25 protein-coding genes are annotated in these 24,393 nt (G+C 62.2%); 15 read left to right on the top strand and 10 right to left on the bottom strand.

All coding sequences use genetic code 11. The features are described from left to right. Positions 1-20: 20 nt before the first annotated feature. Genes mmsB through ACTJLB_RS18980 form a run of 3 tightly spaced genes read left to right on the top strand, consistent with a single transcriptional unit; the run spans position 21 to position 2,940 of the window. Positions 21-950 (top strand): 3-hydroxyisobutyrate dehydrogenase, encoded by a 930-nt coding sequence (gene mmsB, locus ACTJLB_RS18990; RefSeq protein ID WP_440784169.1) that lies wholly within the window; start codon positions 21-23, stop codon positions 948-950. Continuing rightward, positions 947-1,783 (top strand): enoyl-CoA hydratase, encoded by an 837-nt coding sequence (locus ACTJLB_RS18985; RefSeq protein WP_310350960.1) that lies wholly within the window; start codon positions 947-949, stop codon positions 1,781-1,783. Before mmsB ends, ACTJLB_RS18985 begins: the two co-directional genes overlap by 4 nt. Further along, a complete protein-coding gene (locus ACTJLB_RS18980; RefSeq protein ID WP_020066222.1) occupies positions 1,780-2,940 on the top strand; it encodes an enoyl-CoA hydratase/isomerase family protein in 1,161 nt (386 codons plus the stop codon). The genes ACTJLB_RS18985 and ACTJLB_RS18980 overlap by 4 nt, the downstream gene beginning before the upstream one ends. A gap of 37 nt (positions 2,941-2,977) precedes the next feature. On the opposite strand, the gene ACTJLB_RS18975 is transcribed toward ACTJLB_RS18980, so the two are convergent. The 3 genes from ACTJLB_RS18975 to ACTJLB_RS18965 all read right to left on the bottom strand — a co-directional run bounded on the left by ACTJLB_RS18975 (position 2,978) and on the right by ACTJLB_RS18965 (position 6,069). Further along, complete coding sequence (locus ACTJLB_RS18975; RefSeq protein ID WP_408195922.1) at positions 2,978-4,240, bottom strand: MFS transporter; 1,263 nt, start codon at positions 4,238-4,240, stop codon at positions 2,978-2,980. An 85-nt stretch (positions 4,241-4,325) separates the two neighbouring features. Next, a complete protein-coding gene (locus ACTJLB_RS18970) occupies positions 4,326-5,150 on the bottom strand; it encodes a siderophore-interacting protein (RefSeq protein WP_440784166.1) in 825 nt (274 codons plus the stop codon). Between the two features lie 106 nt (positions 5,151-5,256). Next, positions 5,257-6,069 carry a PadR family transcriptional regulator gene (locus ACTJLB_RS18965; protein WP_408166999.1) on the bottom strand — a complete coding sequence of 271 codons (813 nt, stop codon included), beginning with the start codon at positions 6,067-6,069 and terminating at the stop codon, positions 5,257-5,259. A gap of 410 nt (positions 6,070-6,479) precedes the next feature. Between ACTJLB_RS18965 and ACTJLB_RS18960 the strand changes: the two genes are divergently transcribed. From ACTJLB_RS18960 to ACTJLB_RS18930, 7 genes are all read left to right on the top strand, one after another. After that, a complete protein-coding gene (locus ACTJLB_RS18960; RefSeq protein ID WP_310066656.1) occupies positions 6,480-7,424 on the top strand; it encodes a dihydrodipicolinate synthase family protein in 945 nt (314 codons plus the stop codon). A 310-nt stretch (positions 7,425-7,734) separates the two neighbouring features. Continuing rightward, positions 7,735-8,886, top strand: coding sequence for a branched-chain amino acid ABC transporter substrate-binding protein (locus tag ACTJLB_RS18955; protein ID WP_020066217.1), 1,152 nt, complete (start codon positions 7,735-7,737; stop codon positions 8,884-8,886). Positions 8,887-9,163: 277 nt separating this feature from the next. After that, positions 9,164-10,144, top strand: a complete 981-nt coding sequence (locus ACTJLB_RS18950; protein ID WP_020066216.1) for a 4-hydroxyproline epimerase — start codon at positions 9,164-9,166, stop codon at positions 10,142-10,144. Next, entirely contained in the window at positions 10,126-11,307 is a 1,182-nt protein-coding gene (locus tag ACTJLB_RS18945) for an NAD(P)/FAD-dependent oxidoreductase (RefSeq protein ID WP_440784165.1), read from the top strand. Before ACTJLB_RS18950 ends, ACTJLB_RS18945 begins: the two co-directional genes overlap by 19 nt. Next, on the top strand, positions 11,300-11,566 hold the full coding sequence (locus ACTJLB_RS18940; protein ID WP_088173864.1) for a (2Fe-2S)-binding protein: 267 nt from the start codon (positions 11,300-11,302) through the stop codon (positions 11,564-11,566). The genes ACTJLB_RS18945 and ACTJLB_RS18940 overlap by 8 nt, the downstream gene beginning before the upstream one ends. After that, entirely contained in the window at positions 11,563-12,831 is a 1,269-nt protein-coding gene (locus ACTJLB_RS18935) for an FAD-dependent oxidoreductase (protein ID WP_440784164.1), read from the top strand. The genes ACTJLB_RS18940 and ACTJLB_RS18935 overlap by 4 nt, the downstream gene beginning before the upstream one ends. 76 nt (positions 12,832-12,907) lie before the next feature. Beyond that, entirely contained in the window at positions 12,908-13,687 is a 780-nt protein-coding gene (locus tag ACTJLB_RS18930; protein WP_440784163.1) for a helix-turn-helix domain-containing protein, read from the top strand. A gap of 393 nt (positions 13,688-14,080) precedes the next feature. On the opposite strand, the gene ACTJLB_RS18925 is transcribed toward ACTJLB_RS18930, so the two are convergent. Then, a complete protein-coding gene (locus tag ACTJLB_RS18925; protein ID WP_440784162.1) occupies positions 14,081-14,350 on the bottom strand; it encodes a hypothetical protein in 270 nt (89 codons plus the stop codon). Between the two features lie 41 nt (positions 14,351-14,391). Between ACTJLB_RS18925 and ACTJLB_RS18920 the strand changes: the two genes are divergently transcribed. Continuing rightward, on the top strand, positions 14,392-14,865 hold the full coding sequence (locus tag ACTJLB_RS18920; RefSeq protein ID WP_440784161.1) for a LysR substrate-binding domain-containing protein: 474 nt from the start codon (positions 14,392-14,394) through the stop codon (positions 14,863-14,865). A gap of 140 nt (positions 14,866-15,005) precedes the next feature. Continuing rightward, a complete protein-coding gene (locus ACTJLB_RS18915; protein WP_440784160.1) occupies positions 15,006-15,521 on the top strand; it encodes a GNAT family N-acetyltransferase in 516 nt (171 codons plus the stop codon). Positions 15,522-15,816: 295 nt separating this feature from the next. Here the strand turns inward: ACTJLB_RS18915 and ACTJLB_RS18910 are convergent, their stop codons facing one another. Then, positions 15,817-16,680: a class I SAM-dependent methyltransferase gene (locus tag ACTJLB_RS18910; protein ID WP_440784158.1), complete on the bottom strand. Its 864-nt coding sequence runs from the start codon at positions 16,678-16,680 to the stop codon at positions 15,817-15,819. A gap of 424 nt (positions 16,681-17,104) precedes the next feature. Continuing rightward, on the bottom strand, positions 17,105-17,998 hold the full coding sequence (locus ACTJLB_RS18905; protein ID WP_440784157.1) for an NAD(P)/FAD-dependent oxidoreductase: 894 nt from the start codon (positions 17,996-17,998) through the stop codon (positions 17,105-17,107). A 272-nt stretch (positions 17,999-18,270) separates the two neighbouring features. Between ACTJLB_RS18905 and ACTJLB_RS18900 the strand changes: the two genes are divergently transcribed. Then, the gene (locus tag ACTJLB_RS18900) at positions 18,271-18,906 is read left to right on the top strand and encodes a TetR/AcrR family transcriptional regulator (protein WP_088173859.1); all 636 of its coding nucleotides are present in this window, start codon (positions 18,271-18,273) and stop codon (positions 18,904-18,906) included. 445 nt (positions 18,907-19,351) lie between these two features. Beyond that, positions 19,352-20,074 (top strand): TMEM175 family protein, encoded by a 723-nt coding sequence (locus tag ACTJLB_RS18895; protein WP_408417419.1) that lies wholly within the window; start codon positions 19,352-19,354, stop codon positions 20,072-20,074. Positions 20,075-20,119: 45 nt separating this feature from the next. Here ACTJLB_RS18895 and ACTJLB_RS18890 read toward each other — a convergent pair whose 3' ends face one another. From ACTJLB_RS18890 to ACTJLB_RS18880, 3 genes are all read right to left on the bottom strand, one after another. After that, the gene (locus tag ACTJLB_RS18890; RefSeq protein WP_440784156.1) at positions 20,120-20,422 is read right to left on the bottom strand and encodes an EthD family reductase; all 303 of its coding nucleotides are present in this window, start codon (positions 20,420-20,422) and stop codon (positions 20,120-20,122) included. Between the two features lie 145 nt (positions 20,423-20,567). Further along, positions 20,568-21,320 (bottom strand): SDR family oxidoreductase, encoded by a 753-nt coding sequence (locus ACTJLB_RS18885; RefSeq protein WP_440784155.1) that lies wholly within the window; start codon positions 21,318-21,320, stop codon positions 20,568-20,570. Positions 21,321-21,366: 46 nt separating this feature from the next. After that, a complete protein-coding gene (locus ACTJLB_RS18880; protein ID WP_440784154.1) occupies positions 21,367-22,785 on the bottom strand; it encodes an MFS transporter in 1,419 nt (472 codons plus the stop codon). A gap of 152 nt (positions 22,786-22,937) precedes the next feature. On the opposite strand from ACTJLB_RS18880, the gene ACTJLB_RS18875 reads away from it, so the two are divergent. Then, positions 22,938-23,807: a LysR family transcriptional regulator gene (locus ACTJLB_RS18875; protein WP_440784153.1), complete on the top strand. Its 870-nt coding sequence runs from the start codon at positions 22,938-22,940 to the stop codon at positions 23,805-23,807. 126 nt (positions 23,808-23,933) lie between these two features. On the opposite strand, the gene ACTJLB_RS18870 is transcribed toward ACTJLB_RS18875, so the two are convergent. Continuing rightward, the gene (locus ACTJLB_RS18870; protein WP_440784152.1) at positions 23,934-24,377 is read right to left on the bottom strand and encodes a VOC family protein; all 444 of its coding nucleotides are present in this window, start codon (positions 24,375-24,377) and stop codon (positions 23,934-23,936) included. Between the last annotated feature and the right edge of the window lie 16 nt (positions 24,378-24,393).

Here is a 24,393-nt window from a genome sequence, read left to right as displayed (position 1 = left end):
GCGAGAACGGAGACGAGATCATGAAAATAGGCTTTATCGGGCTCGGTAACATGGGCGCGCCGATGGCGCACAACCTGCTGAAGGCCGGCCACGCGGTCAATGTATTCGACCTCAATGCGCAAGCGGTGCAGGCGCTCGTCGACGCGGGCGCTCACGCTGCCGCTTCGCCAAAAGCGGTGGTGGCCGACGTCGAATGCGTGATCACGATGCTGCCTGCGGCAGCGCATGTGCGCAGCGTGCTGACCGCGGACGACGGCGTGTTGGCCGGCATCCCGCAAGGCGTGACCATCGTCGATTCGAGCACGATCGATCCGGCAAGCGTGAGGGCGTTTGCCGAACTCGCGCAGCAACGGGGCAACACGTTTGTCGATGCGCCCGTGTCGGGTGGAACCGGCGGTGCGGCTGCGGGCACGTTGACGTTCATGGTCGGCGGCAGTGCGAGTGCGTACGAGAAGGTCAAGCCGGTGTTGTCGGCGATGGGCAGGAACATCGTGCATTGCGGCGATACCGGCACCGGCCAGGTCGCGAAGATCTGCAACAACCTCGTGCTCGGCATCACGATGGCGGGCGTGGCGGAGGCCATGTCGCTGGGTGAAGCACTCGGCATCGACGTGAAAGTGCTGGCCGGCATTATCAATACGTCGACGGGGCGTTGCTGGAGTTCCGACACGTATAACCCGATGCCGGGCGTAATTGATAGTGCGCCGTCGTCGCGGGATTACAGCGGTGGCTTCGGCACCGATCTGATGCTGAAAGACCTCGGACTGGCCACCGACGCCGCCAGGTTCGCGCGTCAACCGGTCTATCTCGGCGCACTCGCGCAGCAGCTTTATCAAACGATGAGCGCAAAAGGCGCGGGTCGTCTGGACTTTTCCGCAGTCATCAAGCTCTATCGTCACGAGACCGCGGAAAACACCGCCAAAGCCACCGGTAATGGAGATGCGCGATGATTGAACTCGACTACGCACATGAGGGCGCCGTCGCGCAACTCACGCTGAAGCGTCCCCCTGCGAACGCATTCACACCTGACGGTCTGTTGCAGTTGCAGCAGACGGTGGAGCGCCTGAACGGCGAGACTCGTGTCCGCGCAATAGTCATTACCGGCGAAGGTCCGAAGTTCTTCAGTGCTGGCGCCGATCTGAATGCTTTCGCCGACGGCAATCGCGAAGTGGCGCGCGTCGCGGCAGTGCGCTTCGGCGCGGCCTTTGAAGCGTTGCAGAATGCGCGGCCCGTGGTGATCGCTGCGATCAACGGCTTTGCGATGGGCGGCGGGCTGGAATGCGCGCTGGCGTGCGACATACGGATCGCCGAACAGCACGCGGTGATGGCGCTGCCCGAAACCGCAGTTGGCCTGCTGCCTTGCGGTTGCGGAACGCAAACGCTGCCGTGGCTCGTCGGCGAAGGCTGGGCGAAACGCATGATTCTCACCGGCGAACGCGTGGATGCAGCGACCGCGCTGCGCATCGGTCTCGTTGAAGAAGTCGTGGAGAAGGGCGCCGCGCGCGAGGCTGCATTGAGCATGGCGGCGCGCGTCGCGACACTGAGCCCGCAGGCAGTCGGCTTCAGCAAGACGCTGATTCATCAGGCGCGCAATGGCGTGCCGCGTTCAGCCGCGCTTGCAGTGGAACGTGAGCACTTTGTCGATCTGTTCGACGGCGCCGATCAGCGCGAGGGCGTCAATGCGTTCCTCGAAAAACGCACGCCGCGCTGGCAGATCGCGCAAGGCGAACACACAACGAGTTCGACGCAAGCAGCACACGCTCGCGGGGAGACGCAACGATGAGCGCCTTGCAGAGCGTCGTGCCCGAGAACGCGTCCGTTACAGGCGGCGAAGCTCAACGAGAAATCCAGTTTCGCGTGATCAACCGAGTCGCCGTCATCACGCTGAACCGGCCGGCAGCGCTTAATGCGCTGTCGCACGCGATGATTCGCGAGCTCGCGGTGCTCGTCGAGCATTGCCGCAACGACGACAGCATTGTCGCGATTGCCTTGAAAGGGGCTGGACACAAGGGCTTTTGTGCGGGCGGCGATGTGCGCGAAGTGCACCGGCTCGCCACAAGCGGCGACAGCCGCTGGCTCGCGTTTTTCGTCGACGAATACCGGCTCGATTACGCATTGCACACTTTCCCGAAGCCGGTGGTGGCAATACTCGACGGTATCGCGATGGGCGGCGGCATGGGCCTCGGACAGGCGGCGCGTTTGCGCGTCGTCACCGAGCGCAGCAAGATTGCGATGCCGGAGACGCGCATCGGCTTCCTGCCGGACGTCGGCGCAACGCGTTTTCTGAGCGTGATGCCCGCGGAGCTCGAGTTGTACGTGGGCCTGACCGGCGCGACTTTGTCCGGCGCCGATGCGTTGCGGCTGCAACTGGCCGATCAATGTGTGCCTGCCGACTGGCTGGTTTCTTGCGAACAGCGATTGCAGCACATGTCGCACGAGGGCGATCTGCTGAGCGCTTTGCGCGGGGTCGTCGAGCCGCCGTGCAACATCGTTCCGCACGCCGCGATCACGCCATTCACGCAACTGATCCAGCGGCACTTCGACCGGCGTTCCGGCGTCGACAGAATCATGGCGACGTTGCGGCACGATCTCGAACGCGACCCGCCGCGCGAAGTCAGGCAGTGGCTGCAGTCCACTTACGACGCGCTCGCCGCGCATTCACCCACCATGCTTTACGTCACACGTGAGGCGCTGTTGCGTGGCCGCCAGATGACGCTTGCCGAGTGTTTCCGGATGGAACTCGGCATCGTGAAGCGCGCAATCGAGGAGGGCGACTTCTGCGAAGGCGTGCGCGCGCAGCTGATCGATAAAGATCGCAAAGGACGCTGGGCGCCTGCCACGCTCGCAGAAGTGCGGCCCGAGCGCGTCAGGCACTTTCTGAGTTCGCCTTGGAAGCAGGAGGCACATCCGTTGGCGGATCTCGGCGCGGAACCGGTGTGATGATCGCGCCGAGGCCGTGCGGTAGGGACCGTAAGCTTCAGCTTTCGCCGACGACCTCACCGTGCACGACCGCGGGTGCCGGTGCGGCGCCGTCGCTGCGCGCGCCTCGAACTCGCGAAACCCACAGCACGCCGGTGAGCGCGACCGCGACCGACACCCATCCGACGGTTCCATAGCCGACTATCTGGCCGGCGGACGAACTGCCGAGCATGAGACCGCCGATCCACGCGCCGCATCCTGTGCCGAGCGCCTGGAGCGCGCTGTTCGCGCTGAGAAACGCGCCGCGTCGATCGGGCTGCGGCACGGTGGTCAAGAGTGCCTGCATCGGCACCATTCGCCCCGACATCAACACCATGAAAACCGGGAAGAACAGAAGCAGCGCATAGAACGGCAGGTCCGGCAGATGAGTGACGAAAAGGACTGGCAGACAGGCAAGCAGCGCCGTGATACGGAAGACGCGCCGTGCACCGAACCGGTCTGCGAGTCTGCCGACCCGTCGCGAGGTGAAGAACGTTGCTGCTCCACCGGCCATGTATAGCCACGACAGTTGTTCGGGCGACACGCCGTGATTGGCAACGAGCACCGGCGAAATGAACGGGATGACCAGCATATGCGCGACCATCATTACGAAGGTCAGTGCAAAGGCCGACATATGCCGTGGGTTGCCGAGAAGCCGCAACAGATCGGGCAGTATTTCGGCGAGCGGCGGTTGGCGCCGGCTGAGATGTCCGGCCAGCGACGGCACCAGTTGCCAGCCCGCCACCCACACGGCGAACGACAGCCCGACCAGCAGGAAGAATGGCGCGGCCCAACTGAAATGCGCGCCTAGCATCACGCCGGCCGGCACGCCGGCGATTGCGGCGAGAGAGAAGGCCGTCATGATCGTGCCGGTTGCGGCGCCGCGTCGTTGCACGGGAATCACGTCGGCGACGATCGCCATGATCACCGATGCCAGCACGCCCCCCGTTATCCCTGCGAAAGCTCGCGCGGCCAGCAGCAACGCGAAGCTGCTCGCCAGCGCGCACGCGAGATTCGACATCGCGAAGAGCGCATACATGGTGAGCAGCAGACGCCGTCTGTCGAAGCGGTCGATGTAGGTAGCCGCAAAAAGTCCGGACAGACCCGAGCACCACGAATACGCCGACACCGCGGTGGCGAAGCCGGCCGGCGCAATGCCAAACGCGTGCATGATCTGTGGACCGAGCGGCATCATCACCATGAAGTCCATGATGATGGTGAACTGGGTCAGCGCGAGCAGCCAGAGCAAACGGCGCTCGTGCTTTGCGTCAATTGAATACATTGGCAAGGTTCCTTGTTGTTGTTATAAGCGCGCCGCTTGCACGCGTCTGGCCACTCATCGCATAAGCCGGATGCTCGTACGGCGCTTAGTCGTCTATCGTTTCATGCACGGCCGCCGCGCCCTGCTTCCAGTAGCTCGCCGCGCGAATCCGCGCTTTGTCGACGCCGCGTTCCATGCACAGATGATGACGAATCGCGCGGATGGTCGCCGACTCGCCCGCAGCCCATACATAGCCTTCGCCGTCTTCGGGCAGATACGTTTCGCGGACCGCTTGCAGCAAAGCCTCGCCGCGAGAGCCGGTTTCGCTGCGATAACGCCACACCAGATGCAACTCGGCCCTAGTCTCGAACTCGATGTGAGCCGACGGGTCGGCCACTTCGATCACGGCGGCCACGCGCTTGCCGGCCGGCAGCTCCTCAAGTCGGCGCGCGATTGCGGGCAGTGCGGTGTCGTCGCCGATCAGCAAATGCCAGTCGAAAGCGGCAGGGATCACGAGCGAGCCACGCGGCCCGCCGATGCCGAGGTACTGCCCGACCTGCGCTTGTGCAGCCCATGTGGCTGCCGGGCCGGCTTCGTGCATGGCGAATTCGATGTCGAGTTCGCGAGCCTCGCGATCGAAGCGACGCGGCGTGAAGTCGCGTGCGGTGGGGCGCCGTCCTTCGGGAAACACCGGACCGTCGGGGCCGGCTTCCGGCAGCACGGGCTTGTCCGCGCCCGGTTCCGGGAAGAACACCTTGATGTGATCGTCGAATGAAGCGGACACGAAGTCGTGCAAGTCTTCGCCGGTAAAGGTCACGCGGATCAGATGCGGTGTCAGCGCCTGCACTTTGCTCACTTGCAGCAGGCGGAATTTGAGCGGGTGCCGCACGCGATGCACGGCGAGGTCGGGTCGGTTTTCTGAAGTCGTCATTGAGCTGGTCCGATGCAAAGCGGTAGGTTCGGTGAGCCGCGTACCGCGCGTTAGCGCGGCGTGCGTGCGGTGAAGAGCGGCGCGTGAGACGCCGGCGTTCGCGATGTCAGGCGGTGGATGCGTCGTCGCTATGACCGCTGCCCGGATTGCGCTCGCCTTCGATCTCCTTCACCGCGCGCATCAGGATCGCGGCAATGCGGCGCTGTTCGTCGGCCGGCGCATTGTCACGACGCAGCAGCGCATTTTTCAGCGCGCGGCGTGCTTCGTTCAGCTCGGGTGCCCAACCGCCTTCGCTGATGTCGGCCGGCTCTTCACCGGCAAACGCGCGGCGCACCGAATCCATCTTGCGCGCGATGTGGCTGAGCTTCGCGAGCATCAACTCGACGCGGTCGCGGTTGGCCGCGAGATAGTCGCGCCCCGCCTGCGCCAGTTCGTAGCGCTTGCGATTGCCTTCGAGTTGCACGGTGACGTAGCCGAGTTCTTCCAGATACGTGAGCGCCGGATAGACCATGCCGGGGCTCGGACTGTAGAAGCCGTTCGAGCGTGTTTCCAGCGCCTTGATGAGTTCGTAGCCGTGGCTCGGTTGCGCGTCGATCAGCGAGAGCAACAGCAGTTGCAGATCGTCGGAGCTGAATTTACGGCCGCGCGGAAATCCGTCGCCTTCGCCGCCGAAGCCGCCCGGCCCGCCGCCGAAATGGCCGCGCCCGCCGCGGTGGTCATGGTGGCGTCCAATCGCATGCCAGAGCGCATGCGGTGAGAAGCGATGGCCCGCATCGGCGTGTTCGCCGGGACCCTGGCCGTGAGCTTCACGATGATGGCCGAACGCATGCCACCACGCGTGCAGCAACCGGCGCTCGAAACCCGCGCCCGAAGGATTGTCGCCGCCGTGCGGGCGGCCTGAACGATGGTGATGACGCATCTCGCACACTCCATTTGTGTCTTAAGATGTGTCGTAAGATATATATCTAAAGATAGGTTGTCAAGTTTTTGAGGGGAGGTATGGGCGCATAACAAAGTCTGCGGGAACGCAAGGCAGCGACCGTGCTTGGTAACAGTGCCCAGATTCTGTGTGCAGCGCTTCCCCAAACGCGACTCTATGCAGAAATCGTCGTCGTCGGCGCGCCACGGAGACAAGACGGCCAGATAAGCGCTGCCTAAAATTCCCGGCATACATACTGTCACTGCGACCTGCTTCCAGTACAGGCGCTTAGCGCGAGTCGTCCCTTGTTGAGTGCATCGGCTTACCTGGGCGCTTGCTCAGCTGGAACAAGCCTCGTAAAGCAAATCGGGAAAGCGGCTTCCAAACCTCCCAAATCAAAAGGAAACAGCATGAGCAACAACATCTTCACTGGCACGATTCCGGCCCTCATGACCCCGTGCACCGCCGACCGCCTGCCCGATTACGACGCACTCGTCGCCAAAGCACGCGAACTGGTTGATCTCGGCATGTCCGCCGTCGTTTACTGCGGTTCGATGGGCGACTGGCCGCTACTGACCGAAGCCCAACGTCAGGAAGGTGTCGCGCGGCTCGTGGCCGCCGGCATCCCCACCATCGTTGGCACGGGCGCGGTCAACTCAAAAGAAGCGATTTCTCACGCTGCGCACGCCGCAAAAGTAGGGGCGAGCGGCTTGATGGTTATCCCGCGCGTGCTGTCTCGCGGGGCGTCGCCCGCCGCGCAGAAAGCGCACTTCGCCGCGATTCTCGAAGCGGCTCCGGCACTACCCGCCGTCATCTATAACAGCCCGTACTATGGTTTCGCTACGCGTGCGGACCTGTTCTTCGAACTGCGCGGCAGGTATCCGAATCTGATCGGCTTCAAGGAGTTTGGCGGTGCTGCCGACATGCGTTACGCAGCCGAGCACATCACGAGCCAGGACGACACCGTGACGCTCATGGCAGGCGTTGACACGCAGGTCTTCCATGGCTTCGTCAACTGCGGCGCCACGGGCGCTATTACCGGCATTGGCAACGCATTGCCGCGCGAAGTCCTCCAACTGGTCGACCTGTGCCGCAAGGCGGCGAAGGGCGATGTCACCGCGCGCCGTCAGGCGCGGGAACTGGAGTCGGCGCTGGCTGTGCTGTCGTCGTTCGATGAAGGAACCGACCTGGTGCTTTACTACAAGTACCTGATGGTGCTCAACGGTGACACGGAATATTCGCTGCATTTCTACGAAACCGATGCGCTGAGCGAGGCGCAGCGTCGTTACGCGCAGACGCAGTACGAGTTGTTCCGCAACTGGTATGCAGAGTGGTCGAAGGAAGTGAATGCTTGAGGCTCGAGCAGTTGCAGTGCATGCAACATCGGAAAGCGCCCCACGTGGGCGCTTTTTTCATTGGAAGCCGCGAGAGAAAACCCTTGGAGACAGCCGCGCCTGCTCCGGTTAAAGCGACGCGCGAGTGCGCCGACGACTATGCAGATTTCTGCCTGGTTGCTGTCGATTTCCCTCAAGACTCCGCGATTTTTGGACTCTTATATTGCTCAAGCCATCCACCGGTCGGACCGGAAGGCGACAGGCATGTGCCTGCCACACAAGTGCGGGCGCGGGTACCGCGGTAATCCACTAAACGAGGAGCACAAGAACAATGCAATTCCATAGGACCGTCATCTCCAGCGCAATCGTCATGGGCCTCGCCCTGGCAGGCGCACCATGCTCCTATGCCGCAACGCCGGTCGATGTCAAGATCGGCTTCGCTGCGCCCCTCACCGGCGGTCAAGCCCACTATGGCGCAGATTTCCGCAGCGGCGTGCAGCTCGCCATCGAGGACATGAACGGGACGAATCCGGTTATCGGGGGCAAGCCTGTGCATTTCGTACTGGATGCGCAGGACGATCAGGCCGATCCTCGCACCGGCACGACGGTTGCACAAAAACTCGTGGACGACGGTGTGGTCGCCGTGATTGGTCACTACAACTCGGGCACCAGCATTCCGGCCGCGCCGATCTACGCGAAAGCGGGCACGCCGCAAGTTGCCATGGCCACTGCCCCCAGCTACACGCGCCTCGGGCTGCCCACCACGTTCCGCCTGCTGACTTCCGATACGCAACTCGGCGCGGTGCTCGGTGACTTCGCTGTGAAGGGGCTCAAGTTCAAGCGCCTCGCGATCGTCGACGATCGCACCGCCTACGGACAAGGCGTGGCCGAAGAGTTCGCCAAGGCCGCGAAGGCGGCGGGCGCGACGGTGGTCACCGAGGAATACACGAACGACAAGGCCGTGGACTTCCGCGCGATTCTCACCAAGATCAAGCAGGCGAATGTCGACGCGGTGTTCTACGGCGGCGCCGACACGCAGGCTGCGCCGATGCTGAAGCAGATGCGCTCGCTCGCAATCAAGTCGACTCTGCTCGGTCCGGACATGCTCCAGTCGGATAACCTGATCAAGATTGCAGGCGAGGCGTCCGAAGGCACGTTGGCCGCATCCGAGGGCAGCCCGCTCTCGCAGATGCCGGGCGGCAAGGCGTTCGCCGAGCGTTACCAGAAGCGCTTCAACCAGCCGGTCGAGCTGTACGCACCGTATGCCTACGACGGCACAATGGCCGTGTTCAATGCGATGAAGAAAGCGGACTCGACCGATCCGCATGTGTTCCTGAGCGCGCTGAAGGCTACGAATATGAAGGGCGTCACTACAAGTGAACTCTCTTACGACCAGTACGGCGACCTCAAGTACGGCGGCGTGACGGTGTACAAGGTCGTCAATGGCACATGGAAGCCGCTGCAAACGGTGGGTACGAAGTAAGTCACCATCGAAGATGGGCGGTGCCCTCAGACACCGCCCGCGCAGACTGCTCACGTCACCGGAAGCGCGGAACACGTGAGCGATTTGCCTCCAGATACCGCGACGATGCCCGTCGAGATTCCCTCGCAAGTTTCTACTCTCGCATAGCTCGCGTGGTTGAGTGCTGGCAGTGCTTACCGGTGGGTCCGGGTGCCGTGGCGCACTTCCCTTTGCTGTGCCCAAATCGTCACTGCCATAGCGGCGTTCGAACAAGACGGCCTTGCGGCCGATGCGTAGGATGGTGGACATGAACTCCATTACCGTTATCGACTCCCACACCGGCGGCGAGCCTACACGGCTCGTCGTCGAAGGCGGCCCTGATCTGGGCCGTGGCCCGCTCGCTGAGCGGCTCGACATATTTCGCCGCGATTTCGATCACGTGCGTGCGGGCGTGGTCAACGAACCGCGCGGCTCCGACGTCATGGTCGGCGCGCTGCTTTGCGAACCGCATGATACGAGGTGCTCGGCGGGCGTGATTTTCTTCAACAACGTCGGTTATCTCGGCATGTGCGGACACGGCACGATCGGCCTGATCGTGTCGCTCGCGCACATGGGTCGCATCAAGCCGGGCGTACATCGCATCGAAACGCCCGTGGGGGTGGTTGAAGCCGAATTGCACGGCGACGGCAGCGTGAGCGTCCGTAACGTGCCCGCGTATCGCTATCGCACGGAAGTGCAGCTCGACGTGCCGGGACTCGGCCGCGTGCATGGCGACATCGCATGGGGTGGCAACTGGTTCTTCCTCGTCGCCGATCACGGGCAGACGCTCGAATTTGCAAACGTCGAATCGCTCACGAATGTCACCTGGGCAATTCGCGCCGCGCTCGAAGCCAACGGCATCACTGGCGAAGGCGGTGCGCTCATCGACCACATCGAATTGTTTGCGGATTCGACCACGCCCGGTGTCGATAGCCGCAACTTCGTGTTGTGTCCCGGCAAGGCGTACGACCGCTCGCCATGCGGCACCGGCACGAGTGCAAAGATCGCTTGCCTCGCCGCCGACGCTCACCTCGCACCCGGCGCGACCTGGCGGCAGGAAAGCATCATCGGCAGCATATTCGAAGCGAGCTACGAGCCTCATGAAGACACGAGTCATAACGTGGACAATGCCAGCCGCCGCTACGTGCGTCCCAGCATTCGCGGCACGGCGCACGTGAGCGCGGAGGCAAAGCTGATTTTCTCCGCCGACGATCCTTTCGCATGGGGCATTCGCGCGTGATTCAGCCGGGTCAGTCGAGTCCCGACGTCGTGGTGGTCGGCGCGGGCATCGTCGGCGCGGCTTGTGCACACGAACTGGCGAAGCAGGGCGCTGACGTGCTCGTGCTCGATCGCGCGGGCGTGGGCGGCGGAGTGACGGCAGCGGGTATGGGCCACCTCGTGCTGATGGACGACTCGCCTGCCGAATTCGCGTTGTCTGCATGGTCGCGCGATCTGTGGCTCGAGCTCGCGCCGCGTCTGAGTGAGCGCGAGGCGTTCGTGCGATGCGGCACGCTTTGGGTCGCCGTAGACGACGAGGAATACGAACTCGCGCAGACGCGCCAGCAGGCGCTTGCGCAGGCGGGCGTCGACTGCTCGTTGCTGGACGCACAGCAGATGCGCGAAGCGGAACCCGAACTGCGCGAAGGCCTGCGTGGCGGCATGATGCTCCCCGACGACGCCGTGGTGTACGCGCCTGCCGCTGCCGCATGGCTACTCGCGCAGCCAGTGAAAGGACGCGTGACGTGCAGGCTCGATACGCAGGTTGCGCGCGTGAATCGCGAGGGCGTCGTGCTCGAGAGCGGTGAGGCGATCGCAGCGGGCGCCGTGCTAGTGGCGAACGGTCTGCAAGCGTCCGATCTGCTGCCCGGGCTACCGATGCAGGCGAAAAAAGGGCATTTGCTGATCACCGATCGTTATCCGGGCACGATCCGTCATCAAATACTTGAACTCGGCTATATCAAGAGCGCCCACAACGCGAGCGGTACGTCGGTGGCGTTCAACGTGCAACCCCGTCCAACCGGTCAGATCCTGATCGGATCGTCACGGCAATTCGACACTGTCGATCCGGTTATCGAACCAGACGTTCTCGCACGCATGCTGCGCCGGGCCGCGGAGTATCTGCCGGCATTGCCGACGCTCAACGCGATTCGGGCCTGGACCGGCTTTCGTCCGGCCACGACTGACGGCTTGCCGTTGATCGGGCCCGCAGCACCGTTCGGGGACGACTCCTGTCACCGTTCTACGTGGCTCGCGACGGGTCACGAGGGCCTCGGCGTCACGACTGCACTCGCCACGGGCAAACTGATCGCCGCGCAGATGCTCGATCTGGGCGACGTGCTGCCAATCGACGCTGCGCCGTACCTGCCTGCACGCTTCGAAAACGTGGGAGCCAGTCATGCGTGACCCCGTGACGATTAGCGTGGACGGACGCGACGTGCAGGTCGAGCGCGGCAGTTCGGTCGTAGCGGCTATCGCGCTCGTAACGGGCGGTGCGGACGTGGTGACGCGTGAATCCGTGAGCGGCGCGCAACGCGGGCCGCTGTGCGGAATGGGCGTTTGCCAGGAATGCCGCGTGACGATCGACGGCGTGCGCCATCGGCTCGCCTGTCAGACGCTCTGCACCGACGGCATGAACATCAGGACAGCAAGGTCTGCATCATGAATTTCGATATCCTGATCATTGGTGCGGGGCCTGCGGGGCTGCATGCTGCAAGTGTCGCAGCGCAAGCAGGCGCTACAGTTGGCATCGTCGACGATAACGCACTGCCTGGCGGTCAGATCTGGCGCCAAGGACCGCATCATCGACCGCAAGGGCGCGGACGCGAAGCAATCGATGCGGTGGCGCAAGCCGCGAACGTCGCGCGTTTGCAGGGTACGCGCGTCGTGCAGGCGCTTCGCGAACACGAGTTGCTCGTGGAGAATGCTACGCGCGGCTATGCGATCGGTTACGACAAGCTCATCATCGCAACCGGCGCGCGCGAGCGTTTTCTGCCGTACCCGGGATGGACACTCCCTGGCGTGACAGGGGCGGGCGGGTTGCAGGCGCTGGTGAAGGGCGGCATGCCGGTGCGTGGCGAGCGCATCGTTATCGCAGGGACAGGCCCGTTATTGTGGGCGGCGGCCGTGACCGCGCGCGAACAGGGCGCGCACGTTGCGGCGATTGTCGAGCAGGCGCCGACGCATGCAGTGCGGCAGTTCGCAATGTCGCTCGTGAGCACGCCAGCGAAACTCGCCCAGGCGGCGCGCATGCGGTTCGCTTTGCGCGCGACGCCATATCTGCGCGGCGCCTATGTGAGCGCCGCACACGGCGATCAGAAGATCACGCAGGTCGTGGTGCAGCAGGGTACGAGGCAAACGCAGATCGACTGCGACAGGCTCGCCTGCGCGTATGGTCTCGTCCCCAACACGATCCCGGGCACGGCGCTTGGTTGCGATGTCGCCGAAACGGACGGCGTGCTCGCCATCGTCGTCGATGATTTTCAGGCAACCACCCAGCCGGGCATCTATGCGGCCGGAGAATGTACGGGCGTCGGCGGCATGGAACTGTCTGCTGTCGAAGGGCGCATCGCCGCGCTTGCTGCGATTGGCAACGCAGCCGATGCGCGTGCTCTCTTTGCGGAGCGCGAACGCTACCGCCGCTTTGCAGCGAAAATGCATACGGCCTTCGCCCTCGATCAGCAACTCCGCGGACTCGCCACCGCAGACACTGTGATGTGCCGCTGTGAGGACGTCAGCTTTGGTGAGGTCGCGCAGCATCGCGGCTGGCGCGATGCCAAGTTGCACACACGCTGCGGCATGGGGCCTTGCCAAGGCAAGATTTGCGGGGAAGCAGCAGCGTTTTGCCTCGGCTGGTCGCGCTATGGGCAGCGTCCGCCGTTCTCGCCTGCACGCGTGAGCACTTTAATGAGCTTCCAGACGCCGGTCTGAACGCCGGGAACCGCGAGCGTTCGAGTGACCTGGGCGTCGGCATAATCAAGCCAATCCTGATCCGCAACACTTAGCCATGAACCAACTGCTCCTTTCCGCTGTCACTGGAAACACGACCCTGCAGCAGATGGTGGCGCATTACGCGCTGCTCGTGCCGCTCTTCGATGCCATGCCCGATGTGGTCTTTTTCGTAAAGGATCACGAGGCACGGTATGTGATCGCCAATGCGACCCTCGCGGCCCGCTGCGGTTACAAGGACCGGCAGTCATTGCTGGGGAAGACAGCAGCAGAAGCATTCCCTTCGCGCTTTGGCCGCATCTATATGGAACAGGACAAGGCGGTTGTGCGAGATAACAACCGGCTGGTCGATCAACTTGAACTGCATCTCTATCCAGGGCGCCAGCCCGGCTGGTGTCTTACCTCGAAAGTACCGCTGCGCGATATAAAGGGACGCGTCCTGGGCGTCGCAGGTATCTCGCGCGATCTTCGAGCGGCTGCAAGTACACATCCCTCGTATCAACGTGTTGCGATTGCAGTAAAGCACATTCAGGATCATTACGCGCATCCGCTGAAGTTGGCGGATCTTGCAGCACTTATCGACATGTCAGTTGCGCAGGTGGAGCGCTATTTCTTCAGAGTCTTTCACCTTACGCCTCGACAGATGCTGCTGAAAACGCGGCTGGATGCAGCTTCGCAATTGCTCGCGGGTGACCTTAACATCACCGACATTGCGACGCGTTGCGGCTACACCGATCACAGTGCATTCACGCGTCAATTCAAGACGACGGTGGGGATTACGCCGACCCAATATCGCTCGTTGCTGCAACCCGCGACGACGTTGGTCAGTAAGTATTGAAAAGCAGTGAGGTCCAGATACCGTTTCGTCGTTGTTGAAGCGTCGCCGCAAAACCCATGGGAGCAGACGAAAGGTTGGGGAATGATCCTTCAACGGTGAACGGCCTCGGGCGACCTGAAATGCGGCTATTGTTTTAGCGCAGCGTTCGAGTCTCACATCGAGCATTTCACCGCTTGTCGATGTCTGCAGCCGCTGGGTCTGCATGACTACGCCATACGACGGCTCGATGACGGAGCGCAAACGCGAACGCGGGAACGCACGACGGGCAAGCATATTCTCTTGGGCGCGCGTCGATGGCCGACCTCTACGAGCGCGGCATCGGCACGGGCAATATGTCGAAGACGCATTCGCTCGCGGGACTACGTCTTGCCTGGATCGCCGGTCCTTCCGCTCTCAGACGGTAAATTCGCTGAATTGAGCGACGGGCCCATTTCCGATTGCACGGCAACAGAACTTGTGCCGAATGCCCAATTGCACGAATGTCTGCCGGTCCGTCGATGAAGCCGTCAGAGCATTGAGCGTCGCGCGCGCCGCACGGCCGGTCGAATCGGTTCCGCTCGCGAACTGGGTGCTGCCGATCACATAGACGTCCGTGCGTTTCGAAAGGTAGTAGTCGAGCGACAAAGACAGCGTGTTGTAGCTCGATGAGCCAATCGTGCCCACACCCGAACCGTGTGTATAGCTGTAGACGAACTCGCTCGCCAGTGCGGGCGTCCAGAAATAGCTTCAAGCCAGAGCCGGGCGTCACCGTGCAGTACACGCAGCGCGCGCCGGTCATGGCGCTGATGCACGAGACGCATCCGCTCGCGAGCAAGGCGAAGGTCGCGCTGAAGGATCTGACGGCATATCCCGTGGTGCTGCAGGACAAGGGCACGACCAACCGCCAGCTCTTCGACATCGCGTGCAATGTCGAGAACATTGAAATCGTGCCGATGATGACGAGCCGCTACGTCGCGGCGCTGTACCGTTTCGCGCTGGTGGTACCGGAGGCGATCATGCCGTCGGGATATGTGTCCGTCGCGAAGCGGCTTGGCGTGGACCGCATGAAGGCGATTCCATTCGATAACCCGCTGCTTACGCAGCGCCGTCTCCAGGTGCTGACGCTTGCGGGCCGCAGCCTGGACGATCTTGCGTCATCGTGTCTTGAATGGATCATCGGTGATCTGAAGCAGGCGTGATCTGTGGTTTGTCGGAGGCTTGCCCTTGTTCCGAGTCGCGGTCGTTGAGCCGTTAGGGCCGGCGAAAATTCGTCTGAACTCCCGATTCGCGGCGTTATTATCGGCAGCGCCGCATGACCGTTTTCCGGAAGCCGCCTTCAATGAACATCGCCTATCCCCTTACGACGCAGTCCGATGCCGAAACACTCGTTGCCATTCGTATCGCCGCGATGCGCGAGAGCCTGGAGCGTGTCGATCGTTTCGACCCGCAGCGCGCGCGGGAGCGGTTTGTAACGTCGTTCGATCCTGCGTTGTGTCGATTCATCGAGGTCAATGGTGTTCGCTCTGGCTTCATTGTCATTCGCCCGCAAGTAGACCACTGGTCACTCGATCACTTTTATATTCTGCCGGAGCACCAGGGAAAGGGTATCGGCGCGACCGTCCTACGCGACGTCTTCACGAGCGCGGACGGGCAAGGCATGCCAGTCCGTCTCGGCGCCTTGCGCGGCAGTGATTCGAACCGCTTTTACAGACGGCACGGCTTCGTACAGACTAGTGAAGACGAATGGGACATCTACTATGCTCGTCAGCCGGCCGAGCGAAAGGCAAGCGGCAAAGCTCCATTCAACTTTATAGGAACAGGCGCGGTTGTATCGCGGTCACAGACCCAGCTGTAAGGGCCGTCCATGCCGCACTGGGACCGGCACCACCCGAAACGGCACGCGTAAGACCTCGGCGTCGGGTTGGATTACAGTTCATACTTTCGACAGATCGGCTGTTCTTCGCATTTCGGCCACAAACTGCTGCTCACATGCGCCGCCTGTAGGCCGCTTAGGCGTCGGCTCTGCTTCGCAACCGGCCATCTGATTGTCACAAGGCGAGTGCTCGTTCATCGGCCAGAAGGCACATCAATCTCTGCGGCCAACGACGCCTAGCTCCGCCGCGCAGGGGCGTCTCCCCTGATAGTCCCTGTCAGCTTGCCGGATTGCGTGCCGTGACGATCCACGCCGCGCCGTCGATCATCACCGACCGCTCACCGGTGAGGCCCGCGAAGGCGGCACGAACCGCGGCCGACGCGCGGGCGCGGATGTCGTCGGGCTGATCAGCGACCACGCGCGACAGCGGGCCGACCTCGAGCGTCATCTTCACCGCGTCGTCAATCGCAGCGTCCCGCGTCCCGCCCTCGCCAAACGGGACGGAAGCATCGAAGGGCGCGATGGCGATATCGGTGAAGCCGGCTGCCGTCAGGATGCGCGACACCCGCCCCCGGTCGCCGAACGAAAATGGGCCGGGCGCTTCGGGATCGGGCGGCGCGCTCGACGGCAGGATGCCCTTGATCGCGCCCATCGGCAGGCGCACCCAAGCGTTCTCGGCCGCGCCGCGCCAGCAGACGAAAGCGACCCGGCCGCCCGGCCGCAGCGCGCGTCGCATATGGGCGAACGCCGCTGTCGGATCGTCGAAGAACATCACGCCGAAACGTGAGAACAGAATGTCGAACGCACCCTCGGGCAGCTCGGCGCTGCTGGCGTCCGCCACCTGGAACAGGGCCGGCGTACCCTGTGGCGCAAGCGCGCGCGCCCGGCCGATCAGCGGTTCGGATATGTCCACGCCCAGCACTTGGCCCTCCGGGCCGACGCGAGCGGCCAGTGCCAGACTCGACGCGCCCGCGCCGCAGCCGACGTCCAGCACGCGTTCGACCGTGACGGGCGCGGCGGCTTCGATCGCGGCTTGGCCGAACACCGACGCCATAGCGTCGAGCCGGGCCTGGTTGGCGACCCAACGCTTCCCGCTTTGACCATTCCAGTCGGCGACCTGATAAGCATTTTGCTCTGCCATGTCATCTCCTTGGGCTGATTCGTTCTTAGCTGAGCCATCCGATCCCAAAGTGCGCATCGTTTCCAGCGATCCCGCCTCCAGCTACCTGGTCACTGGGTGCCGCAGTGCCATCGACTCCAGGTGCGCGACCACGTGTGCGGATGCGCCAATGGATCGCAAACCCTCCAGCCACGGTTCCAACGGGATGTCCATGTAGGTGATTGGACGCCCCAAGACTCTTGTGAAATCTTCGGCGACCTCGCGAAGAGTCTCCGCACGGGGACCGGTCAGCTCGTAAGCCTTTCCAAGGTGAGACCGGGATTCGCCAACACCTCTGTCACGCACCGCGCAAGATTGTGGGCGGCGATTGGCGAGGTCTGCACCAAGTGCTCTCAGCGATTGTGCCCGACCGGCATCCTGGCGGACCATGGTGCGCACCTTCCTCTCAAACCAGCATCGACTGCTGGGCGAAGATGCCCGCCATCGCGCCCTGCGATGACGCCTGGGTGACCGAGGGCAAGAAGGGCGTTGCGAGGTCGCCGGCGGCGTAGATGCCGGGCGTGCTGGTTTGGCGGCGCTCGTCGACCTTGAGAACGATGCCGAGGGGCGTATCCAACGTGGCGAGGCCTAGTGATTCATGCAGTATCGCGGACGGCTTGTTACGCAGATGGGCGAACAGGACGTCGACCGCAACATTGCGGCCTGTATCGAGATTGACGGTGGCGATATGGCCCTCGTGATGGGCGATCTCGACGATACGGCCATCGACGACAGGTATCTTGCGGCGCGCCAGATCGGCCTGGATATCGGATGGAATGTCGTGACCATCGGAGAATACAGTCAACTTGTCGGTCCAATCGTGGAACAGCCTGACAGACTGGTGCGACTGCGGGCCGGACCAAACGAGGCCCCAATGCTGGCCGGCGACTTCAAAGCCATCGCAGTAGGGGCAGGGCACGATGGACGTGCCCCAGCTTTCGGCAAAGCCCGGAACATCAGGCATCTGGTCGGCGACGCCATAGCTCAGGATCAAACGGCGCGCCCCTAGCCTTTCGCTATCATCAGTGACCACGCAGAAATCGTCGATGGCGCCAGACACGCTCTCGGCACGGGCATTGACCAGCCTGATCGTTGGATAGCGCGCAAGTTGCTGCCGCGCCTCGAGCAGTATGTCCAGTGGCGGCTTGTGATCGTGGCCGAAGAGGCCATGGGAGTGGCCAGCAAAGCGGTTGCGCGGACGGCCGGTGTCAAGAACGGTGACGTTGCGGCGGGCACGGCCGAGTTGCAGGGCGGCCGCGAGGCCGGCAAAGCTGCCGCCGATGATGATGACGTCATTCATGGTGATGGGCTCCGTGTTGTGGATGGAGGGGGCTGGGCCTGGTGCGCAATATCGTCCAGCGATCCGCGGTCAAGATGGGCAGCGAGCAGGGCTTCGGCGTCGACGAGAAAGTCGCCCATCACTGTGGACCGGCGGGCCATTGCCGCTTCGATATCACCGGGCGCCCTTTGGGAAAACCTCTTCGGAGGACGCGACCCATTGGCTTGCACATTCAAGATACTGCGTGGTATCGTAATTAAATAATTGAGATACTGTCAAGTACTGGAATTGTCGTGACCGAAAATAAACAGGCCCGACGTGGCCGGCCCGCCAATGAGGCGCTTGCCCAAACGATCGTTGACGCAGCGAGCGAACTGTTTGTGGAATTGGGTTTTCAAGCGACGACGTTGGACAAGGTCGCCCAGCGGGCGAAGATATCCAAGCTCAGCATCTATCGGCACTTCGAGAACAAGGAAGCGCTGTTCAGCGCGGCCATCGCGGCCGGCTGCCATCAGCTGTTTGCACCTCAGGTCCTTCTTGAAGGCGTCGACGGTTCTGTCGAAGATCAGCTCATGGCGGTGGGATCATCACTGCTTCGCACGCTGTTGAGATCAGATGTTCGCAGTGTCGAGGCCATGGTCATGGCCGACAAGACGAATCAAAACTCGTTAAGCAAGCTCCATTACGAAGCTGGCCCCGCCCATGTCATCGCCCAGATCGAGGCCCTGTTGCGTCAATTGCACGCGAAGGCGCTTCTGAACGTGCCCGATCCTCTCCGGTCGGCCCGCTTGTTTGCCGCGCTTTTCAAAGGATCCGATCTTCTGATGGTCGCACGCTTCGATCCGGTGAGAGCAGCGGACGACAACGAAATCGAATCCTATTGCCGGTCGGCCGTCGCCATGTTCATAGCCGCGCACGGTGGCATCTGAAGGTGCGCTATCGTGGCTTGATGAAGAACCCGCAGCAGTTGTTTCGATCCGTTGAACGACAAGCTGATTGGCTCGCGAGCAATTCGTGGGCGAAAGACGTCATTCTTGCAAGGCGTAAGCCTCCTCGCCAAATCACCGATCTGAGCGTCCGCAGAGGCCGATGATTTGTCCTCCAGGCGACGGCCCTGAATGACCGTTCCACTCCGATACCTACCCTTAGAACGGAGACTGCTCGACCAGCTGCAATGGCTCGGGTCCGGAAGTCCTAGCCCAGATGGCATGGGGACGCGCGGCGCTTGAATGGTGATCTTCGGCAACCGGCCAAAAGCGCTCATACTAGGTCGCAGACAATTCGAACGCTTCTTTTGCAACTTCCCATGGCAGGATGTAATCCAGACAGTCCAACGAGGATTGTGCGTGCTGTACTGGGAGGAGCGGCTCCGGCTTGCGCGAAAGGACTCACGTGATGCTACGTAATAGGCGAAACCAACCTGCCGACGCGCAAACGCATGGTGCCGAGCGCGGACTTGACCGCTTCGAGGGATTCAGCGACGCGGTTTTCGCAATCGCGCTGACCCTGCTGATCGTCGAGATCAAGGTCCCCGGATCTCCCGAAGGCACGCATGACTACAGCGACCTGGCGCGCGCCATGGCGGAGCAGTGGCGCGAATTTCTCGCGCTCATTCTCTGCTACGTCGTGATTGGGGCGTACTGGCTGCAACATCATTATTCGGGTCGCATTTACGCCAAGAGTGATCACTGGTTCGGCGTGATCAACCTTCTGTTCCTGCTGGCGATCGTCGTCATTCCTTATCCAATCCGCGTCTGGTGCTTCCACCTCGGCACGGGCTTCGAGCCCGCCGCGTCAGTGACCCTTGTTGCCGGTCTTGCCCTGACCGCCTGCACGTGGATGGCGAAGTGGTTCTACGCAATGCCAGGCCGCCGGCTGATGGACGAACGGCTCGCGCCCGATTTCCTCCAGCAGATGACACGTCGCTACGGAGTCGCGACGCTGCTCCAGATCGCTGCAATTCCCGTCGTCATCGCGGCGTCGCGCATCGGAGTCGCCATTGCACTGCTGTGCGTCGCCTTCTTTCTGCTGCCGCAGCCCACGCCGCGATACAAGCCCAGAGAGGAGCCGAGCGAGGCTGAGAAATTGAACAAGTAGCTATTGCGCGAGGTGAATCCAAAAACAGTGACGCTGCGATGCCGCTCAGAACGCCGTGAACAGGCTCCGCAACACGACTTGCGCGTCGGTGAAGTTCTTCACATCGTCCATGACTTGCTGTGTTTTAGGGCTCGCCAGCGCGTCATGGACGCCTTGTTCCGAGGAAAAGGTGTAGACGCCAATGGATTTCCAGCCATCGGCTTCAGCGTACGGAAAAAACGCCTCCGCAGATTGCATCCCGTACTCTTCCCAGCATGTGCGCGCCAGGTTGAAGTGATCATTCGCGTAGTAATCCCGATCGAACTTCGTGTTGGCGTCGCCGGTGCAGACCACGATCATCTTTGTCATATGCCTTTCTCTCTCCATTACCGTCATAAGGGCAACGTCGCCCGGCCCGCCATCGTTGTTGGGGGGAGGGCCGTGCTGGTCGATCTGATGGATTTGCCGTGGGTGCAACGCCCGGGGAGGTCAGTTGTCCTCTCAGGACATCCACTCAGGCGCTGATGCCGCCATCGACGAGAATGCCCGAACCGGTCACATAAGCGGCACCAGGTCCGGCGAGGAAGGCGACTGCCTCGGCAACCTCCCAGGTCTTGCCATAGCGGGCAATTCCCAGGTTCGGAAGAATGGAAGGCGCGAGCGGGCCGTCGGCGGGATTCATGTCAGTGTCGATCGGGCCGGGGCGCACCAGATTGACGGTGATGTCACGAGGGCCCACTTCACGCGCAAGACCGCGGGTGAAACTCTCCATTGCCGATTTGGTGGCCGAATAGACGGCTATGCCAGGAAACGGGACAGACAGGCCTGCGTTGCTGCCGATTGTGATGATGCGGCCGCCGTTCGGGAGGTGCTTCAACGCAGCCTGGGTCGCCACGAAGACGCCGCGCACATTGACGTTCAACTGCAGATTCATCTCCTCCAGCGACTGCTCGGAGAAGGGGCCGGCGATGAGGACACCAGCGTTGTTCACCAGGATGTCCAACCCGCCAAGATCGGCGACGGCCTGTTCGACCGCGGTCTGCGTGGCGTCCGGGCTGCCGGCGTCGGCCTGGATGGCGACGGCCGTGCGGCCCAGGGCGCGGATTTCAGCGGCGAGCGCCTCGGCCTTTGCGGCCGATTTCTCATAGGTGATCGCGACGTCGGCGCCGTCTTCGGCCAGCTTCAGTGCGATGGCCGCGCCGATGCCACGCGCTGCACCGGTCACAAGCGCGCGCTTGCCGGCGAGAGGAAAGCTGGAACTGTTCATGGCAAGAATTTCTGTGTTTGGATAATTTCGTATCGATCTTGATTCTTCATGATTCCCGGAGTCTCCAACTTAGTCCGGCTGCCAGTGCCAGTGACGCGCCTATGGCCAATGAAGCCACCGCAAAGCCCAGTTGCACGTCCTGAGCGCTTGCACCATCAGGCGCGATCGCGATGAATAGACCGCCGAACAAGGCGACGCTTACTGCAGCGCTGATCTGCAACGTAGCGCTTACCAGGCCCGAGGCCAGCCCCGCCCAACGTGTTTCCACATGGTCTACGTTCAGGCGCACTAGCGCAGGAAGGGCGATACCTTGCCCGGCGCCAATCAAAAACAGGGGCAACGCAAGCCAGGACGACGCACCGGCGAAAGCCAGCGCTGCGACCATGATCAGACCGAGCACCTCCAGACCCATGCCAAATGCGGCAGTGCGGGTGCCCATACGCCGGGCTATGTACGGGCTGCACAGTGGACCGAGGAAGAACCCGATGCCGAGCGGCACGATGGCCAGGCCGGCCGTCAACGCGTCGTGGCGCAGGCTGGCCTGTTCATACACGGCAAACACCAGGAAGAACGCAGCGAGCGCGTAGAAGAAGAACGTTGACGCCAAGCTTTGTCGCAACTTGCGCTCGGCTAGAAGCGAGGGCAGAACGAGAGGAGTTCTGCCGGCGCGCTCCTGTGCCTTTTCATACTGCCAGAAGGCCCATAGCAAGGGCATGCTCAGGACCAGCGGCGCTATGCACCACCACGGCCAGTGGTGTTCTTGCCCTTCGATAAGCGGAACCACGAGCGCCAGCAAGCCAACCGCCAGCAGCAACGCCCCTGGCACGTCCAGGCGAGGCGAACGCTCGGCTCGGCTTTCGCGCAGCAGCATCGTTGCAGCTGGAACGGCAACGATGATGATCGGCAGGTTGATCAAAAATACGCTGCGCCACCCCAGTCCCCACGGACTGGCGGAAACCAGCATTCCCCCCAGCAGCTGACCGCCCACAGAGGCCAGGCCGAATGTCGCGCCGTATAGACTCAACGCGCGATTCTTTTCTCTTTCCGGGAAGATGGCGTGTATCGAGGCCAATGATTGCGGTGCCATGATCGCTGCGGAGATCCCTTGCAGCAGCCGGCCGACGACAAGCATGTCCGACGACGGTGCCAGGCCACACCACGCCGAAGCGACCCCAAAGCCAAGCATGCCAGCGATGAATACGCGCTTGCGGCCATAAAGATCACCGAGGCGACCGCCCAGGATCAGGGTGACGGCATAGGCCGCGGCGTACACCGAGATCACCAGCTGCGAGACATCTGAAGATGCTTGCAGGCCTGTACGTATGGTAGGTAGCGCCACGTTGACGATGAAGAAGTCCAAAGGTGGCAGCAGCGTGCCGGTCAACAGCACGGCCAGGGCGAGCCAGCGCCGGGAGTCGGAGGCTGCTGACCCAGTGGTAACAACCTGCCGGGCTTCGGTATTCATATCTTGAGGTTCCAGATCAGACTGGCTTGGGATTGGCGCGCAGTCGGTTCGCGGGGACATCCGTTTATCGAGCCGTATAGTGCCCCGAACAACATTGTTCGAATACTGACGTCCATGTATATTTGCCGTGCAATTTTGTACGGAGATCGGGCATGGAATGGAACGACGTTCGCATCTTCCTGGCAGTAGCTCGCAGCGGGTCCTTCGGCGAGTCCGCCCGGATGCTGGATGTGAGCCATCCGACAGTGGGTCGGCGAATCAAGGTGCTCGAGGACGAAGCGAAGCAGCCGCTTTTTCGTCGGACAAAGGACGGACTCGTGCTCACGGACGCCGGGGACACCGTGCTCGCGCTGGCAGAATCCATGGAGGATGCCGCGCTGTCCATGGAAAGGCGTCTGAGCGGCAACAACCAACGCCTCGAAGGCATCCTGCGGATCTCATCGGCGGACTGGTTTGCCGGCTATGTACTGGCTCCCGTCCTGGCCGAGTTGACGCGCCGTCATCCCGCTGTCGTGCCGGAAGTGATTGCAAGCTATCGACTACTCGATCTCTCACGTCGTGAGGCGGACGTCGCCTTTCGCATCGTGCCGTTCAGCGAGCCGGACATTGTTCAGCGCCGTCTAATGCGAATTCAATATGGTCTCTATGCGGCGGCGGCAACCGCACAGGCGTTGCAGGACGATCCGGCATCCGTAGGGCTCATTCTCATGAATACCGCGCAGTCGCACTTTCCCGACGTCAGTTGGCTGCTGGAGAGGTTTCCGCTTTCACGACGAGCCTTCACAAGCACAAATCGAACGGTCCAGGCACAGATGTGCCTGAGAGGGGTAGGTATCGCGGTGCTGCCAAGGCCACTTGGCGATGCAATCTCCGGATTGCATCGCATCGACACGCCCGATCAACCTCCCATGCGGGATTTGTGGGTTGGCTATCATCAGGACCTGCGACACATGGACCGCTTGCGCGCGATGCTGGATATCGCCGAGACGATGCTGTCGGATTCCATAACTGCAGCACAGTGAGTAAACCGACCACGATGCTGCACTGATAGCTGGCTCAAGCCCGCCCATTATTTGTTGCCGAGTCGGCTGCACGCGTCGACGCGCGAGTACGCCCGCATTTGGGCCAATGAGCTCGTAGGTGAATAACTACGGGTACTGCAGGATGTTGATGATCGTACCGTCGGGGTCTCGAACCATCGTCGACCGTAAGCCGTCTGCAGAGAGAGGCTTGAGTTTCCATTCGAAGACCGCGCCTTCATTCTCGAGGTGAGATGTGACGGCTTCGAGGCTCGATGTGCGAAAAACGATCGCCTTCGCCCCGGTCCGGTCGATGTGCGGCCCCGGCACAATATTCGCGTCGGGATTGCGAACGGTCGTTGCACGCGAAAGAAGTTCGATCCGCATGTCGTCTCTTTCGAGAATCTGGAAATCGGCCTCGAGTGGTTCGATGTAGGTCGCGTATCGTCGACGAAACCCGAAGAGGCGCCCGTACCAGTCTGCGGATCGATTGATGTCAGTCACCGAGACAGCGACGTTATCGAATTCAATTAGTTGCTGCGTCGGCAACTCCGATTTGCTCAGGTCAGTCATTCATATTTCTCCACAG

Source organism: Paraburkholderia sp. 22098 (assembly GCF_052045935.1).
Classification (GTDB): Bacteria; Pseudomonadota; Gammaproteobacteria; order Burkholderiales; family Burkholderiaceae; genus Paraburkholderia; species Paraburkholderia caledonica.
This window is presented reverse-complemented; position numbering and strand designations above follow the sequence as displayed.